The following is a 16,657-nucleotide window of genomic DNA, read 5'->3' as shown; positions in this document are numbered from 1 at the left end:
CACCCTTGTCTCTACATCAGCGCTACATAGAAATACTGCAAAAAAACGGATTTGAGCCTGATCCTCATCAGGAGATCGTAGTTGCTTCCTTTGAACGCCTTGCCGGAGAGTTACGACGGAAAGCAAGATCCAGTGGCTGGTCTTGGTTTAAGCGGAATGTATCTGTCGAGGGCATCTACCTTTGGGGTGGGGTTGGCAGGGGTAAAACCTGGCTGATGGATCTTTTTTTTCAATACGCCAGGGAAGCCGGTATCGAACGCCATCACTTTCACAGTTTCATGCGTCAAATTCATCAGCGTTTGCAGCATCGCGAAGGTGAAAGTGCACCGATGGAATTGATTGCTGCCGAAATGGCGCAACGCATGCAGGTATTGTGCCTCGATGAATTCAACGTTATCGATATCGGTGATGCCATGCTGATGCGTGGCCTGCTGGAAGCATTGGAAAAATCTGGAATAATTTTGGTGACAACCTCCAATCGACATCCTGATGAACTCTACACGGGAGGCATACAACGGGACAGTTTTCTTCCCGCCATCGATATTCTGAAACGCAACAATCATGTGATTAAGTTAATGGGGGATGATGATTACAGGTTACGGCTGTTTGAAGCCTCAACCGTTTATCATACGCCTTTGGGAGACAATGCGGCGAAACAGATGAAGCAGGAGTTTGATCGCCTGGTGTGCGGAGATGTGGAGAGTGGTGGGCGTTTGTCAGTTCCGGGTAGGGCGATCCGATTTCTAAAGCGTGCTAATGGCGTGATCTGGTGCGACTTCAATGCCTTGTGTGGTCCACCCCGCTGGCAAAACGACTACCTTGAATTGGCGCGTTGCCACCATACGGTGTTTATCTCAGATATTCCCTATCTTGACGGCACCTGGGATGATCGCACACGTCGTTTTATCAACCTCGTTGATGTATTTTATGACCGGAAGGTCAAGCTGGTTATCAGCGCTGAAGAACTGCCGGAACGACTCTATGCCGGTACACGTTTGGCATTTGAATTCAATCGAACCGCAAGCCGCCTGAAAGAGATGCAGTCTGCCGCCTACCTTGAGACGGCGCATATCGGCTGAGTTTTCAATCAGAAAAGTCACCCCAAAGCGTTTGTACCGCGGCAATGGTTGCCAGTGGTGCCGTTTCGGTACGCATAATCCGCGGTCCCAGCCGAACACCGATAAAGCCCTTCTGGATGGCGAGTTGACGTTCATTGCTTGTCAGTCCGCCTTCGGGCCCGATGAGGATTGAGAGGCTGGTTTGGGGAGCATCGATCTGATGCAGGGTAAACCGGCTGCGGTGATCCAGTAAAATCGTCGTGGCACCCTCTTTACTACTCAATGCGCTTCCATACTCCACCGGTTTGTCGACAACCGGTATGCGGCATCGTCCCGACTGCTCACAGGCATTGATAACGATACGCCTCCAATGTACCAGTCGGCGGGTACTCTTTGTTTCATTCAGTTTGACGACGCAACGATCGGTGAAGACAGGTGTAATTCGGTTGACACCGAGTTCGGTCGCCTTTTGTATTGCGAAGTCCATGCGTTCGCCTCGGGAGATGCCCAATATGAGGTGAATCACCAGATTGCTTTTCGCTTCATGCCTGATTGGTTCGCCGATTGTGGCGGTTACCTTTTGTTTGCTGACCTGAGTCAGTGTTGCACCATACTCCTCACCGTCAGTGTTAAACAGTGCGACATTGTCTCCGGCACGAAGTCTCAACACCTGGTTGATATGGTGTGACGGTTCTTCCTCGAGGGTAATCTGCAAACCATTCTGCAGGGGATGAGAAGTGAAGAATCGATGAATACGCATATTGCGAATGACCTACTGCAAAACAGAGTATGGAAAATGTCCGCTAATGAACGCACATCAGGGCATAATTAACGCCAATGATATGACAGGTGTAGCCAACAACCAGAAGTTACTTTCAATGATATTGATTGCAAAGTGGTATTAGTTTCGATCATCGGAATTCACATTGTCGTGGCTAGCTTGCTATTTCCTCGCTGCCTTCGGGATACTCGGTTTTCTGGATTGCCATGGCAGCAAGGCGTTGATCGATTAGATTCTTAACCATAATCAAGAGTCCCAAACCTATGAAAGCACCGGGTGGGAGGATTGCAATCAACATGCCGGGGAAATTTTCGATCTTGATTGTGAGTCCCTGTGCGGCCTCGCCAAACATCAGATGCGCCTGATCGAACAGTGTACCCTGCCCCACCAGTTCGCGCATACCGCCAAGTGTAACCAACACTAAGGTGAATCCGATACCGATACTTATACCGTCCACCAGGGAATGAGAGAGATTGTTTTTTGAAGCAAAAGCTTCTGCGCGACCGATGATGATGCAGTTGGTTACGATCAGGGGAATGAAGATGCCGAGTATCTTATGCAGCTCATGAAAATAGGCATTCATACTCAGTTCAATGGCGGTGACGAATGAGGCGATTACCAGGACAAATACAGGTAGACGTACTTCAGGGCGTACAAAGTTGCGTATCAGAGAGACTGTTGTATTGGAAGCAACCAGGACAGCTGTCGTTGCAAGCCCCAGGCCAAGGCCATTGATGGCTGTATTGCTCACCGCAAGCAAGGGGCACAGGCCAAGCAGGGCGACGAGTGCCTGGTTGTTGTGCCACAACCCGTCAACGATGAGATTACGGTATCTTTGTTCAGCCATAGCTTATCCCTTATGCTCTATTGTTGGGGATCGATCGTAAAGCGCATCTTTGTGATCCCTTACATAAAGCAGTGTCTTCTTCACGGCCTGGACAATGGCGCGTGGTGTTACGGTAGCTCCGGTGAACTGATCGAATACGCCACCATCCCGTTTGACGCCCCATTTCTTCAATGGCGGATTGTGCAACGATTTGCCGTTGAAACCGTATACCCAGTCTGAGCGCGATTCCTCAACCTTGTCACCCAGGCCGGGGGTTTCTTTATGGCTGATCACTCTTACGCCACCCAGCGTACCGTCGTATCGGACCGCCACCAGCAGTTTGATCGGTCCACTATACCCGTTGGGTACGACAGTGTTCAGTACAACGGCCACCGGTTGTTCCTGTTTGCGGCCGCGATAGACAGTTGTCTCATCCCGGCCGAGGGAATCTTTTGCGCTGACTGTGATGACATCGGAGATCATATCGTTGTCAATGCTCTCAGATGGCACAAGTGCATGCAGCGAGCGTAACAGGGCTTCGCGTTCGTTCAATTCGATGCGTTCTTTAGTAAACGCATGGGTCATGGTCACCAGAGAGGTGCCTAAAACCGCAAATGATGCAAGGATTGCAGCTGCAATCAGTATTGCATGTCGGTTATTCACGCCTCACCTCACCATGTCCGTAGGTTCGCGGGCGGGTATAGTAATCGATGGTCGGTGCTGCCATATTCATCAGCAGTACAGCAAAAGCCACAGCATCCGGATAGCCTCCCCAGGTGCGGATGATGTACACCAGCACTCCGATTGACGCGCCATAGATCAACTGACCGGTTCGAGTGGTGCAAGCGGTGACGGGATCGGTTGCGATAAAGAAGGCACCGAGAATGGCTCCGCCGCTGAAAACATGAAACAGCGGAAAGGGGAAGCTCTCTGCATCGAACAACCAGAAGATGGCCGCCATGCCGGCCAATCCGCTGAGAAATGCCAGAGGTATATGCCAGGTGATGGTACGCTTGTAGACCATCCAGATCCCACCCATCAGGAACCAGTTGCCGATCCACTCCCAACCGAGACCGCCAAAATCACCCCACAAGGGATTCTGCCGGATCTCGCTGATCATGCGATTGAGATCGAGATTGGTACGCATCTGGTCCAATGGAGTGGCCATGGTGAGAGCATCCAGTGTTATCTCCTGAGGTAGTGCGCCGGTAAACTTATATGCCAGGATTTGTGGCAGATTGAGCTGCTGCTCCGCCAATATGAAAGGAGGCAACCAGCTGGTCATCTCCACCGGATAGGAGATCAGCAACAGGACGTAGGCCGCCATGGCGGGATTGAAAGGGTTATAGCCCAAGCCGCCATACATCTGTTTAACCATAATGATGGCGAAGGCCATGCCAAGAATAACCAGCCACCAGGGCAGCAGCGGAGGGATGGCAATCGCAAAGAGCAGGGCGGTGACAACTGCGCTTAGATCCAACAGTACCGGTGTCACAGGGCGCTTGCGCAGTTTGATCACCATGGCCTCAAAAGCGGTTGCGGCGATGACAGCCAGTATCAAATTGATCAGCACGCCCCAGCCGAAGTAGAAGATCAGGGCAATAATCCCGGGTAAGAGCGCCAATACGACCTGCAGCATCACCTTATCTACCCTGTTGATGCGTTTGGTGTGGGGAGAGCTTGTAGTATGGAATTCCATTATTCGGGATGCTCCTTCTGTTGCTCCTTCTCCTCTCGGGCAACCAGGCGTCTCTTGTCCACTGCCTCGATCTGCGCCTGTTGGGTGGATGTCAGATTTTCGGTGTTTTTTGGCCTGTGCTGTTGCTTGGCCTTTTTATCGGCTGCGCGTTTCATGGCTGCTTCGATGGCGGCTTGTTTGGCATCCTTATCGCTGGTTTCCTTTTTGGGTTCTTCCCTCTTCTTCGCCGGCGGTTTACTCTTTAGGTCCTGTTTCTTTTTACGCAGCCTTGCTTTACGTTCCGCTTCCAGTCGCTCCAGGCGTGAGACCCGGAAGTCGTGCCGCTGTTTGGCGTGCTCGGATTCACGGCGTTCCTGCTCCTGTGCCCAACTCTCCGCCTTGGCATAACGATAGTACTGGACCAACGGGATATGGGAAGGACATACGTGGGAGCAACAGCCGCATTCGATGCAGTCGAACAGGTTGTAATCCTGTGCCTGTTCCAGGTCTTTGGCCCGACTGTACCAATAGATCTGTTGCGGCAGCAGATTGGCTGGACAAACATCGGCACAGTGTCCACAGCGGATGCATGCCCTGGCCGGTTGCGGTGGCGGACTCTCCTCTTCGCTTGGGCAAAGCAGGCAGTTGGCGCCCTTGGTGATGGGGACCTGGTCAGTGTTCAGGTCAAATCCCATCATGGGGCCACCCAGAATCAGTTGCTGCGGCTGTTGTTCGATATAGCCGCCGGCCTGGGCAATAAGGTCCCCGGCAAGCATACCCAACGGGGCTTCAAAGTTACCCGGCTCACGAATCCCCTCGCCGGTGATCGTCACGATACGGGAAATCAACGGCCGGCCTTCGAGCACTGCATCTGCGATGGCTGCGGTAGTGGCAACATTATGGCAGATTACACCCACTTGGGCAGGAAGGCCGGAAGTGGGGACCTCGCGCCCGGTGAGGATCCGGATCAGCTGTTTCTCGCCGCCACTGGGATAGATTGTGGGAATACGCACCACTTCGATATTCTCTTCATCCCGCAACTCCTGAAACATAGCGAGAATCGCTTCGGGTTTGTTGTCTTCGATGGCGATCAGGCACTCTTCACTCTGCAGCATGTGATGTAGGATACGTGCTCCCTCCATCACGCGACCTGCAAAGTCCCTCATCAGCCTGTCATCGCAAGTGATATAGGGTTCACACTCGGCGCCATTGATGATCAGGGTCTTGATGGGCTTGCCCGGATTGAGTTTTATCGCGGATGGAAAGGTGGCGCCACCCATGCCCACGATACCCGACTCGCGGATGCGTTGGCGTAACTCTCGAACACCCAAAGATTTAAAATCGGTCATCGGTTCAGGTAGATCCACCCAGCTGTCGTCGCCGTCGGGTTCAATGACGATACATTGACCGGTCAGCCCTGAAGGATGGGGCACAACATGTTCGCCTATCTCAATGATCACACCTGAGGTGGGTGCATGCACAGGCGCGGAGACCGGGGCGTTAGAATTGGCAAGGATCTGTCCTTTGAGTACCCTCTCTCCGACGGTGACCAGGGATTGCGCCTGGACACCGATATGTTGCTGCAACGGTAGCACCAATCGGCCGGGCAGTGTGGCCTGCCGCAACGGCTTATCCAAAGAGATCTCTTTTTTCTCCGGCAGGTGCAGGCCGCCATGAAATTGCCACAGCTTCCGGGTCTTGCCTTTTTTCGATTCAACATACATGGGATTCAGCCTGCCTTCCTGAGTGCGTCGGGAGTTGCAATCTCCTCCAGGCCGCTTTGTGGGAAGGGCCAGCGCCAATTTCCCGTATTCAATGCTATCGGTTGCATCACAATGCAGTCGACAGGGCAGGGCGGCAGGCAACGTTCGCAACCCGTGCACTCGTCAAAGATAACGACATGCATCTGTTTAGCGGCCCCGATAATGGCGTCTACCGGACAGGCCTGCAGGCAGAGGGTGCAACCGATGCACTCCTCCTCCTTGATCAATGCGATGGATTTCGGTTTCTCCTGTGCAACAGTTTCATCCAGGGGCATGGGATCCCGCCCCAGGAGGTCGGCGAGTGCGACCATGGTGGTTTCTCCACCGGGGGGGCAAAGATTGATCTCCACTTCGCCAGCGGCAATGGCCTCCGCATAGGGGCGGCATCCTGCAAAACCGCATTGACCGCATTGGGTCTGGGGTAACAGTTGTTCTATCTGATCAGTAATCGGATCTCCTTCCACGTGAAACCGGATACTGGCATAACCAAGCAGAAGGCCGAACAGGGCGGCAAGGGTGGAAACAGTCAAGATGGCAACTAACATTGATACGTGATCCTTACGAGGCGACCAGTCCCGCGAAGCCCATAAAGGCCATGGACATCAAACCGGCGGTGATCAATGCGATTGCGTTTCCTTGCAGTGGTTCAGGGACATCCGCTACGGTAACCCGTTCACGAATACCGGCAAACAGTACCAGGACCAGTGAGAAGCCCACAGCGGCACCGAATCCGTAAAGTGCGGACTCAATAAAACCATGTTGCTCCTGGGTATTGAGCAGGGCCACACCAAGCACGGCACAGTTTGTGGTTATCAGTGGCAGGAAGATACCCAGCACCTGGTACAGCATGGGACTGGTTTTATGCATCACCATCTCGGTGAACTGGACCACAACCGCAATCACCAGGATAAAGGCGATGGTGCGGAGAAATTCCAAACCGAGGGGAATCAACAGATACTCATTCACCAAATAGGAGCAGATAGCGGAGAGGGTGAGTACGAAGGTCGTGGCCAGCCCCATGCCGGTTGCCGTTTCCAACTTGCGGGAGACACCCATGAATGGACACAGCCCCAGAAATTTCACCAGGACGAAGTTGTTCACCAGCACGGTGCTGATCAGGATAAGGGCGTATTCTTGCATAAAATAAACTGTCAATACGTGTTGGCGTAAGGATAAGCGGCTGTTTAATTGGTTACAACTCGTGTCTAATGGGTAATTTCACGATACTATGCGTGTCCGGACCATTTACCGCATTGATATGCCGCAAATGGCACGGTTTATGGCGATAAAATAGTGTATCAGGCCATAAAATCAGGCCTGAAACCCTCACGATGGGTGGGTATTCCAATAATTTAGATGTAGTCTTGGGTCAATATTACCTCGCCTGTCCGGAGTGACTAATAACAGGTGCCTGTCAGAAAAACAGGCCATAACGAAAAATAGAGGATGAGGAGTGAATATGAAATTAGAATCATTGGCGCTACATGCCGGCTATGAATCGGAACCCACTACCAAGGCAGCTGCGGTTCCCATCTATCAAACCACCTCTTATACTTTTGACGACACCCAGCATGGTGCGGATCTGTTCGATCTCAAGGTGGTCGGCAACATCTACACCCGTATCATGAATCCCACTACGGCGGTGCTGGAGCAGCGCCTGACCGAGATGGAAGGTGGTATCGGCTCCTTGGCATTGGCGTCGGGAATGGCGGCCATTACCTATGCTATCCAATGTATCGCCAGCAGTGGTGATAATATCGTCAGTACCAGTCAGTTGTACGGGGGCACCTATAATCTCTTCGCGCATACCTTCCCGCGTCAGGGGATTGAAGTGCGTATGGCCTCATTCGACGATTATGAGAAGCTTGAACAGCTGATTGACGACAAGACCCGGGCCCTGTTTTGCGAATCCATAGGCAATCCTGCGGGTAACGTGGTGGATCTGGACAGATTGGCCGAGATTGCCCATCGTCACGGCGTTCCTTTGATCGTGGATAACACGGTGGCCACCCCCTATCTCTGCCGTGCCTTCGATCACGGTGCCGATATCATCGTCCATTCGCTCACCAAATATATCGGCGGTCATGGCACCACGGTCGGCGGGGTGATCATCGATTCGGGTAAATTCGATTGGGTGGGAAACAAGGCGCGTTTTCCGATGTTGAATGAACCTGATCCCTCATACCACGGTGTCGTCTATACAGAGGCGCTTGGCCCGGCCGCCTATATCGGTCGTTGCCGGGTGGTGCCGCTGCGCAATACCGGTGCCGCGCTCTCCCCACATAGTGCGTTTCTGATCATGCAGGGCCTGGAAACCCTGGGGCTGCGTATGGAACGGCACTGCGAAAACTCCCTCGCAGTGGCGGAATACCTGAAGCAACAGGCGCAGGTGAAGTGGGTCAACTATGCAGCCCTGCCGGAGAGTCCGCACTACGAACGCTGCCAAAAGGTCACCAAGGGACAGGCATCCGGCATCCTCAGCTTCGGTATCGAGGGAGGCCGTGAGGCAGGCGCCCGTTTCATCGATGCATTGCAGATGATCCTGCGCCTGGTCAATATCGGCGATGCCAAGTCACTGGCATGCCACCCCGCCACAACCACCCATCGCCAGTTGAGCGAAGATGAGTTGGCAACCGCGGGTGTAAGCGCGGACATGGTACGCCTCTCCATCGGCATCGAACACGTGGACGATATCATTGCCGACATCAGCCAGGCGCTGGAAGCGGCGAAGGGATAAGCAAGATTTTATGAGTCCGCAAATGAACGCGAATGGACGTTAAAATCTTTATGCAAGCAGGCCCCAAAGTGGATGAAATAAAGATCGGATCCGTCTAATGAGATCCGATCTTTTTTAATTTGCGTTTATTGGCGCCCATTAGCGGACAGATATTCAATCCTACTTTACTCTCCTTGTTCACCCATATCCCCCGGCGGCCTAGTTGTTCAGGCCGGCGATCAGTTCCAATACTTGTTCCGGTGTAAACGGTTTTTCCAGCCATGGCCGCGCAGTCTCCCTAAGAAATGGTGATATGCTCGCCGACAGGGTGTCGCCGGTGATGAATGCGGTGCGAGCAGCGAGCACGGGATATTTCTCTTGCAGAATACGCCAGAGTGCCGGTCCATCCATATCCGGCATGCGAATATCGCACAGCAGGATATCGCACCGATGGTCTCCCAGCCAGTCCAACGCCTCGCGCCCGCTGTTGACCCGGGTGGCCATGAGTCCCGCCGATGTCAGAATCTCCTCCAGCAGCTCGGAAATCTCGCTTTCGTCATCGACTATCAGGATATGTTCCTGCAGGGATGGTTGCACGTCATCTATATCAGATTGCTTGGTGTCGGCTTTGTCGGATAGTTTCAAATCCAGCCACAATGAAAAGATGGCACCCTGTTCGCTCGCATCAAGACAGAGTTCACCACCATGATCGCGGGCAATGCCCTGGCTGACCGAGAGGCCGATCCCAGTACCTATATCGGCTTCCTTGGTTGTGAAAAAGGGGTCAAAAATCCGTGGTTTGACCTCTTCAGCAATACCCGGTCCATTATCTCCGATGCGACAAAAGAGACGGTTGTTCTGCTGCCCGGTTGTGATTATGATCCTACGTGGCCATGAGCACTCTTCCAACACGTGTTGTGCATTTACGAGCAGGTTGATTATGACCTGTCCTATCTGATCGGCGTCCATGAGTGATTCGGGCAGATCCTCATCCAGGTCCATCACCAGAGCAATATCGGCGGTACGCAGTGCGTAGGCCATCAGATCCACTGCACTGGTAACTACCTGGTTTAGGCTGGCAAGGGTCAGCTCCGGTGGTTTTTGTCGTGCCATGGAGAGGAAGGTACGTACGATGCGGCCGCAACGGTCCGCCGCCATGTGTATCTTCTGAACATCCGGTCGGATGGTTTCGTCGCTGATTTTGGATTCAAGCAGCGCAGTCCGCCCCATCAGGATGGCTAGAGGATTGTTAAGTTCATGTGCCACGCTGGCGAGCAGTTCACCCATAGCAGACAGCTTTTCGCTCTGTCTCAATACTTCGCGTTGGCGTGCCAGTTCCTCGGCTATCCTTTTTTGCTCGGTGATGTCACGGGTGATCGATAAAAGGTGGGGTTGACCGCGATAAGGCATTGGAATGCTGCGTGATTCCAGGTCGATTACAGCACCATCTTTGCGAATTGCACGGATTTCCATGCTCGACGCCTTATTATCCAGCGCTTTAGTACGATATCGGTTATAGGCATCCATCGAATCAGGATGGATGATTTCACGGAAAGGTTTAGAGAAAAACTCCTGTTTGCTATAACCGGCCATGTGCCAGGCCGCTGGGTTGGCGTCAACCATCTGGCCGGTGCTGTCCCACAGGATTAACGCGTCACTTGTGGCCTGGAATATGGAACGATACTGTTCTTCACTCGCCTGAAGCGCAGCCTCGGCTTGCTTGCGCGCGGTGATCTCGCGAGTGAAGGCAAGGATTCGCTCCTGCCCGCCGATTGACGCACGGCGCAGGTATACCTCATCCCAGTGCAGGCTGCCATCTTTGTTTTTGCGGTGCCATTCGAAATGCAATTTCTCACCATCGATCGCGCGCTTGATCAGGCGGGCTGCATCTTCAAGCGTATAGGGAGGCACCCCTGAGCTTAGCTGGCCAACATCGATATTGCGCAGTTCCGTCTTACTATAACCATAGGTGCTGCAGGCGCGTTCATTGACGTCGAGGATGGCACCGGTTTCGATGTCGTGTACAAAGATGCAGGCTTCGGATGTCTCGAAGATTTCCCGGTAGCTGATCTCGGATTCGCGGAGCTCGTTGTCAGTACGCTCGCGCTCAAGCTCGCTGGCGGCACGGCCTGAAAAGATCTTCAGCAATGATTCGGTCAGGGCCTGATTGTGCAGCGGTCGGCTGTCAAGAATTGCGAGCAGACCAAGAACCCGGTCGGCGGAATCGAACAGTGGGATCGCGGCGTAACTATGGGCACCGATCTCGACCAGCAGCTCGTCTTCAGGAAACAGTTGCTGTATATTCCGTGAATAAAAACGGAATTTCTGGCCTATTACATTGTTGCAGGGACTACCCTGCAGCGGGTAGGTGATTTTGTCCTGTATTTCTCCCCTAGCGTATAACGCCCGTGTGCGGATGTGTTCCTTGCCTTCCAGAACACCGATCAGAGCATAGTCGGCATTTGTTGCCTGTGACAGGTATGAGACCAGGGTATCGAACAGGTCTTTGCCATGCGCCTTGGAAATCCCAAGTGCGGACTGACGCAGCGCTTCCTCAGCCCGCTTGCGCTCGGTGATATCAGTGGAAATACCGCAGACTGCATAGATATCGCCATTACTGTCATACAACGGAAACCTGTTGGAGATATAGGTATGCAAGCCGTCATCGAAGGTAACGGTCTCCTCGAATTCGAGTACCGTGTTACGTTCGATGACCTGCAGGTCGTTGGCTCGAAATTCATCAGCTGTCTTTTGTGGAAAAACTTCGTGCAGCTTTTTACCCAAAACCTCGTGAGAGGAGGTGTCCAGTAATCGCTCGAAGGGCTGGTTGACAAGGATGAAACGGTCCTCGACATCACGCACATAAACGACTGCAGACGAGTTATTCAAAATTTGTTGCAGGCGTTCTTCGCTTTCCCTGACCATCTGTAGTGCGCGATGATTTACCTTGAATGTATTGGAAATGAGGTCCGCCCATTTTTGCCACAGGCTGGGCAATGAAGGTTCTTGCGTTGTCGGGTTTGTCGAAGCGTCATGTATATACTCCACCAGGCTCAGCGCCGGTGCGATATAGTGCTTGCGTAAAATATTAATCGCGATAAACAGAGTAGCTATCAGAGTGGCGAGTATGACTGCGTAGGGAAGTAATCGGGGAATCAACAGTGCCAACATTTCGTCATGGCTGACCAGATAGATCAGAATCCATGGTGCATGACGGGTTTGCTGTGTTACCAGTATATGGCCGTTAGTATCCCGATATGCTGGATTATCCTGTACATACTTAGGTTTCCATTGTTCACCGAATACATCGGGAAACAGCTCCGCTGCCGACATGATCGTATCGGGTGGTGCACCATTGGAATCCGCCAGTAACATCTGCTGTTTGTTTAATATCAACAAGCGACCAGTAGTGGGTTTCAAATTCTGCAGAAAACGTTCCAGGGTGATAAGTTTTACATCGGTGCCGACAATGCCGTGAAACTCATTATCAAGATAGACAGGGGCACCCAGGGAGACCATTGCACCCGTTCCGCCAGCATCGATATAGGGTGCGGTCCAGTAGGTTTTGCGCTCCGGATTATTTTGTGGTGTACCCGCCTGGTAGATTTCATATTCAAACCACTTATCAATAGATTCCCGTAAAGAGGTCATGCCACTGGCTGCGAGGATCTCTTCAGTACTGAACCAGGGATAAACTGCGACTGAATTCAATTGCGTGGCAAAGAAATAGGACCATTGAAAATAATCGGAGACATCGTGTGTGAGCCTGGCCAGGGAGAAAAATTCCAATGCCTGGTCGATACTGACATCACCTATGCCTGTCTGGCGTGGATCCTGGCCATTCCATACCAATTGACCGACAAATGCGCGCTTATCGTTTGGTACATCGTCCAGGGTATAGGCGTCCAATTGTCCGTTCATCATCTTGGGCTTGAAATGGTTACGCAGATCACTGGGATAGCTAGGTGGACTGGTAAGATAGTTTTCCGACCAGGCTTTCAATTGCAGTACATGATCGTTGGCCTGCTTGGCGATACCGTCAAGTGCAAAGGCATAACTCGAAGTGGTTTGCCTGAGATTGTCGACCACCTGTGCTTGCTGGTCCTGGTATTGGTTTGCGGCAAGAATGGTGATAATGACGAACAGCGGCAGGACAATGATGAGTAAGGTCCGGCGATAGCGAACGTACAGGTGGTCCACTGATGCCTTTTCGCTGTGGAAGCTTGCCGTGTCCTGTATCGATTTATTTGGCATATCCATTATTGAACATACATATAACCGACACCGCGAACGGTTTTGATCGTATCCGGTTTTTCCGGATTCCGCTCTATCTTGCGTCGTAGGCGCATGATGCGTAGATCTATGGATCGATCATATACGTCCCAGTCGCGATGGTGGGCAAGCTCCATGATCTGATCTCGGTTCAGGGCACGGTTGGGATGTTCTGTGAACACACGCAACAGGTCGAATTCCATTGCCGTGATAGGTACTTCGTGTCCGGAAGCGTCGAACAGCTTATGCATGTCTAGGTCGAGTTCGCATACGCCAATCCTTATCCTGCCTTCAGTAATCTCGGTTGGATCTGCCTGATGTCGGCGGCGTATTACACTCTTGACTCTAGCCAGCAGTTCGCGCAAATCGAAAGGTTTAGCGACATAGTCGTCGGCACCGATTTCGAGACCGACAACACGGTCAACAACATCGGCGGCAGTCGTCAGCATGATGATGCCTACATTTGGATGGGTGTCACGCAGCCAGCGTGCCAGAGACAAACCATCCTCTCCAGGCATACGGATATCGAGAATGACAAGATCGGGGACTTTTTTATTGAAAAGCGGACGGGCTTGTTCTGCACTGTATGCACTGAGTACGATAAAACCCTGCTGTCCGAAATACTCAAGCAGAATTTCGCAAATCTCGGGCTCGTCATCCACGACGAGCAAGGAGGTGCCTTCAGTCATGATGAACTCTGGTCATTATCTATTCCCGATTATGCAGAATTCCAACTCGACGGGATACTTGTTTGAAACAATTAAAACAAAAATAGCAGAGCGTTGAAGATACTGACAAACTTCGGTTCTTCCGTCACCCTGATCCGCGTATAGAATTTTTCTGTTGTGGGCCAGATATCAGTAGGAATGATAATCAGTAAATGGTTGAAAGTATGAGAGGTTTTAATATCGGATTGTATGTTTGATGAGCCTGTCCCGGGTTGGAATAATCACCGGTTCCACAACCATCATTATTCATCAACCAAACAACCCAGAAGCACTGTGTGTTTCATTTGTGTTCACGTTACAGGAAACAATTTCTACAAATTCGTCAGTCCACGAAATTTTATTGATACCCGCCACCCTTATTCTTCTATTTAAGTGATTCAACACGACATTACAGGAAAAGCTTCAATGCATGGTGTCGGTCAACGAGCAGCCTTGGTAAACAAATTGAAACGGGTGTCATTGTCGCGCAAGGCGACTGTGTTGACACTTCGGTATGCGGTATGGATTTTACTGCTGTTCGGTGGCATTACACTGTGGGCCGCAATCCAGTTGCCCTCTTTGCAGATTGATGTTTCACCGCGTTCGCTGGCAACCGCCGACGATGACTCCATGCTGTTATCTGATGAGTTTAAACAGGGCGCCGAGAATATGGCCCTAGTTGTAATCGAGGATAGAGAGTTATTCGCGGAGGAGAGCCTGCGCGCTGTCAAAAGTATCATTCAAGAGTTGCAAAGCCAATCATTTGTAAACAGGATAGAAAGTCTCTTCAATACACCTAATCCAAGGGTGGAAGGCGAAACTGTCCACACGGATCCCTTCATCCATCGTGTTGACCCGACTCCCGAAGAGATCGATCGGATTATCGGCGATGCCCGTGCAAACGCATTGGTGCATAGAAACCTGTTATCTGACGACGGTACAATGATGGTTCTCACCGTTGAGTTGGTTGCCGGTGAACTGAAGCACGATAACGGTTATCGGATTGCAAACGAGATTGAGAATCTCCTGGAACCCTATGAGGAAAATTTCGATCAGCTCTACCAGCTTGGCACGCACTATATCGGGCTGCAGGCAAGCAGATCGATACAGCAGGACTTCCTATCGTTGATCCCTCTCAGTCTGGTGCTGCTGTTGGCGGTTCTGACATTGATGTTTCGCAGTTTGATACTTGCGTTACTACCGATATTAACTTCTATCATCAGTATTATCTGGTTACTAGGTGGCATGGCATTCCTCGGTATGCCGTTCACCATCATGACCTCGATGGTACCGGTGTTGATTGTAATAATCGGTTCGACTGAAGACATACATCTTATATTTGAGTACCTGAAAGGACACAGCTCAGGTATTGGCACAGGTGCTGCCATCCGATATATGGTTCGACGTTTGCGTTTGGCGGTAGTGTTAACCTTCATTACCACCTATTTAGGTTTTGTGGCAATTGGTACAAGTCCGATCAATATGCTGCGTGAATTCGGCTGGGTGGCCTCGACCGGGCTGTTGGTCAATTTTCTTGTAACTGTTGTCCTGCTTGCCGTGCTGTTAAAACTCTTTGGTGCCAGGATGACAAAGTCCAAACATGATCAGTACTATGGAATGGCAGTGTTTGAAATGCTAAGCAATACCTTATCCAAACTGATTCTGAAACATAAAAGTAAGCTGCTTGCATTCTCAGGTGTGGTATTGGCGGCGTCAATTTCGAATGGTTTGAATCTGAATTTCAATAATAACTTTCTCGACTATTTTGCCGACGGTTCTGACGTGAAACAACGCATTGAGTCGCTGGAAGGCCGCATCAATGGAACAGAATACTTTTTTGTCGTTTTAGATGGACGCGTCGAAGGTACTTTCAACCAGCGTCGTTACCTGGATGAAATCAGCGAAATCCAGACCTATATTGACGCATCCGTTGTTTTTCACGGCTCAGTGTCATTGGTAGATTACCTGGTTCTACTGAATCGTGTAATGAACGATGGGCGTGGCAATGAACTGCCTCAGGATGATGAGATAATCGAAGGGTTAACCAGCCTGGTCGACATGAAAAATATGCGTTCTGTGGTCGTGGAGGATTTCAGCAGTACAGCAATTATCGTCCGCCATGGAATTGCGGCATCGGAAGAGGTGCACCGGGCGTTGGAAGAGCTGAAGACGTTTCTCGATGAGCACATTGATCCGGCCCTTAATGTTACATTAGTCGGATCAACGATCTCTTCCAGTGAAGCCCATCAGCTTATGTCGCAAAGTATGCTGACCTCTCTGGCGTTAATGCTGGGCGCCATTCTTGCAGTGGTGTCGCTGCTGTTTTCAAGCTATAAGGCTGGTTTGGTCGCAACAGTTGCCAATGGATTTCCGATTGTTCTGTTATTTGGTGTGATGGGTTGTTGCGGCATCAAGGTGGATGCTGCGACATCGATGATAGCGGTGATTGCATTGGGTATCTGTATCGATCACACCATGCATTTTATGGTCTGTTACAGATCCGCCCTGAACCTGTACAGAAACCCGGTATGGGCGGTGCGCTGTGCGATGAAACACAAACTCATCCCGATTACCACGGCCAGTCTGGCACTGTTTATAGGATTGGGAGTGCTGGTTTTATCCGGCTTTGAACCGATCGCCCGCTTTGGTATGTTGAGTGCGCTGGTAATCGTGGCAGCCTATTTTTCCAACCTGGTGATCATGCCTGCATTACTGCTCATGCGTACACCGGGTAAAAATGCAGAGGCATGGTTGTACCGCGTCATAGTCAGGCCGATCGGTGGATTGTTGCTGCTGCGAAGACTTGCCAATAATCCACAGATCAATGCAAATGATTACTGATTGCCGGGTTGGCTG

Annotated in this window: 12 protein-coding genes; 3 read left to right on the top strand and 9 right to left on the bottom strand. The window is 51.4% G+C overall.

Features of this window, described 5'->3' with window-relative positions:
- Positions 1-5: 5 nt before the first annotated feature.
- Complete coding sequence (gene zapE, locus AB8516_RS09735; protein WP_369160227.1) at positions 6-1,079, top strand: cell division protein ZapE; 1,074 nt, start codon at positions 6-8, stop codon at positions 1,077-1,079.
- Between the two features lie 4 nt (positions 1,080-1,083).
- On the opposite strand, the gene AB8516_RS09730 is transcribed toward zapE, so the two are convergent.
- The 7 genes from AB8516_RS09730 to rsxA form a co-directional block, all read right to left on the bottom strand.
- Positions 1,084-1,818, bottom strand: coding sequence for a 16S rRNA (uracil(1498)-N(3))-methyltransferase (locus tag AB8516_RS09730; RefSeq protein ID WP_369160225.1), 735 nt, complete (start codon positions 1,816-1,818; stop codon positions 1,084-1,086).
- A gap of 175 nt (positions 1,819-1,993) precedes the next feature.
- Positions 1,994-2,686, bottom strand: coding sequence for an electron transport complex subunit E (locus AB8516_RS09725; RefSeq protein WP_369160223.1), 693 nt, complete (start codon positions 2,684-2,686; stop codon positions 1,994-1,996).
- A 3-nt stretch (positions 2,687-2,689) separates the two neighbouring features.
- Positions 2,690-3,328 carry an electron transport complex subunit RsxG gene (gene rsxG / locus AB8516_RS09720; protein WP_108291125.1) on the bottom strand — a complete coding sequence of 213 codons (639 nt, stop codon included), beginning with the start codon at positions 3,326-3,328 and terminating at the stop codon, positions 2,690-2,692.
- Positions 3,321-4,364 carry an electron transport complex subunit RsxD gene (gene rsxD, locus AB8516_RS09715; protein WP_369160220.1) on the bottom strand — a complete coding sequence of 348 codons (1,044 nt, stop codon included), beginning with the start codon at positions 4,362-4,364 and terminating at the stop codon, positions 3,321-3,323. Before rsxD ends, rsxG begins: the two co-directional genes overlap by 8 nt.
- Positions 4,364-6,067 (bottom strand): electron transport complex subunit RsxC, encoded by a 1,704-nt coding sequence (gene rsxC, locus AB8516_RS09710; RefSeq protein WP_369160218.1) that lies wholly within the window; start codon positions 6,065-6,067, stop codon positions 4,364-4,366. The genes rsxD and rsxC overlap by 1 nt, the downstream gene beginning before the upstream one ends.
- Positions 6,068-6,072: 5 nt before the next feature.
- Positions 6,073-6,651 (bottom strand): electron transport complex subunit RsxB, encoded by a 579-nt coding sequence (rsxB, locus tag AB8516_RS09705; protein ID WP_369160216.1) that lies wholly within the window; start codon positions 6,649-6,651, stop codon positions 6,073-6,075.
- A 13-nt stretch (positions 6,652-6,664) separates the two neighbouring features.
- Positions 6,665-7,246, bottom strand: a complete 582-nt coding sequence (gene rsxA / locus AB8516_RS09700; protein ID WP_069122795.1) for an electron transport complex subunit RsxA — start codon at positions 7,244-7,246, stop codon at positions 6,665-6,667.
- Positions 7,247-7,565: 319 nt separating this feature from the next.
- Here rsxA and AB8516_RS09695 point away from each other — a divergent pair, with 319 nt between their 5' ends.
- A complete protein-coding gene (locus AB8516_RS09695; RefSeq protein ID WP_369160213.1) occupies positions 7,566-8,843 on the top strand; it encodes an O-acetylhomoserine aminocarboxypropyltransferase/cysteine synthase family protein in 1,278 nt (425 codons plus the stop codon).
- Between the two features lie 198 nt (positions 8,844-9,041).
- Here AB8516_RS09695 and AB8516_RS09690 read toward each other — a convergent pair whose 3' ends face one another.
- Together AB8516_RS09690 and AB8516_RS09685 are read right to left on the bottom strand one after the other, a co-directional pair.
- Positions 9,042-13,082 carry a PAS domain S-box protein gene (locus AB8516_RS09690; RefSeq protein ID WP_369160211.1) on the bottom strand — a complete coding sequence of 1,347 codons (4,041 nt, stop codon included), beginning with the start codon at positions 13,080-13,082 and terminating at the stop codon, positions 9,042-9,044.
- On the bottom strand, positions 13,082-13,783 hold the full coding sequence (locus tag AB8516_RS09685) for a response regulator (RefSeq protein ID WP_369160209.1): 702 nt from the start codon (positions 13,781-13,783) through the stop codon (positions 13,082-13,084). Before AB8516_RS09685 ends, AB8516_RS09690 begins: the two co-directional genes overlap by 1 nt.
- Positions 13,784-14,227: 444 nt before the next feature.
- On the opposite strand from AB8516_RS09685, the gene AB8516_RS09680 reads away from it, so the two are divergent.
- A complete protein-coding gene (locus AB8516_RS09680; protein WP_369160207.1) occupies positions 14,228-16,642 on the top strand; it encodes an RND family transporter in 2,415 nt (804 codons plus the stop codon).
- The last annotated feature ends 15 nt before the right edge of the window (positions 16,643-16,657 follow it).

The sequence above is a fragment of the Candidatus Thiodiazotropha sp. LNASS1 genome, assembly GCF_964212655.1.
GTDB lineage: Bacteria > Pseudomonadota > Gammaproteobacteria > Chromatiales > Chromatiaceae > Thiodiazotropha.
This window is presented reverse-complemented; position numbering and strand designations above follow the sequence as displayed.

Coding starts and splice junctions, on each gene's coding strand:
- AB8516_RS09730 (WP_369160225.1), bottom strand. CDS start 1,818: ATGCGTATTCATCGATTCTTCACTTCTCATCCCCTGCAGAATGGTTTG.
- AB8516_RS09725 (WP_369160223.1), bottom strand. CDS start 2,686: ATGGCTGAACAAAGATACCGTAATCTCATCGTTGACGGGTTGTGGCAC.
- rsxD (WP_369160220.1), bottom strand. CDS start 4,364: ATGGAATTCCATACTACAAGCTCTCCCCACACCAAACGCATCAACAGG.
- rsxC (WP_369160218.1), bottom strand. CDS start 6,067: ATGTATGTTGAATCGAAAAAAGGCAAGACCCGGAAGCTGTGGCAATTT.
- rsxB (WP_369160216.1), bottom strand. CDS start 6,651: ATGTTAGTTGCCATCTTGACTGTTTCCACCCTTGCCGCCCTGTTCGGC.
- rsxA (WP_069122795.1), bottom strand. CDS start 7,246: ATGCAAGAATACGCCCTTATCCTGATCAGCACCGTGCTGGTGAACAAC.
- AB8516_RS09695 (WP_369160213.1), top strand. CDS start 7,566: ATGAAATTAGAATCATTGGCGCTACATGCCGGCTATGAATCGGAACCC.
- AB8516_RS09690 (WP_369160211.1), bottom strand. CDS start 13,082: ATGGATATGCCAAATAAATCGATACAGGACACGGCAAGCTTCCACAGC.
- AB8516_RS09685 (WP_369160209.1), bottom strand. CDS start 13,783: ATGACTGAAGGCACCTCCTTGCTCGTCGTGGATGACGAGCCCGAGATT.
- AB8516_RS09680 (WP_369160207.1), top strand. CDS start 14,228: ATGCATGGTGTCGGTCAACGAGCAGCCTTGGTAAACAAATTGAAACGG.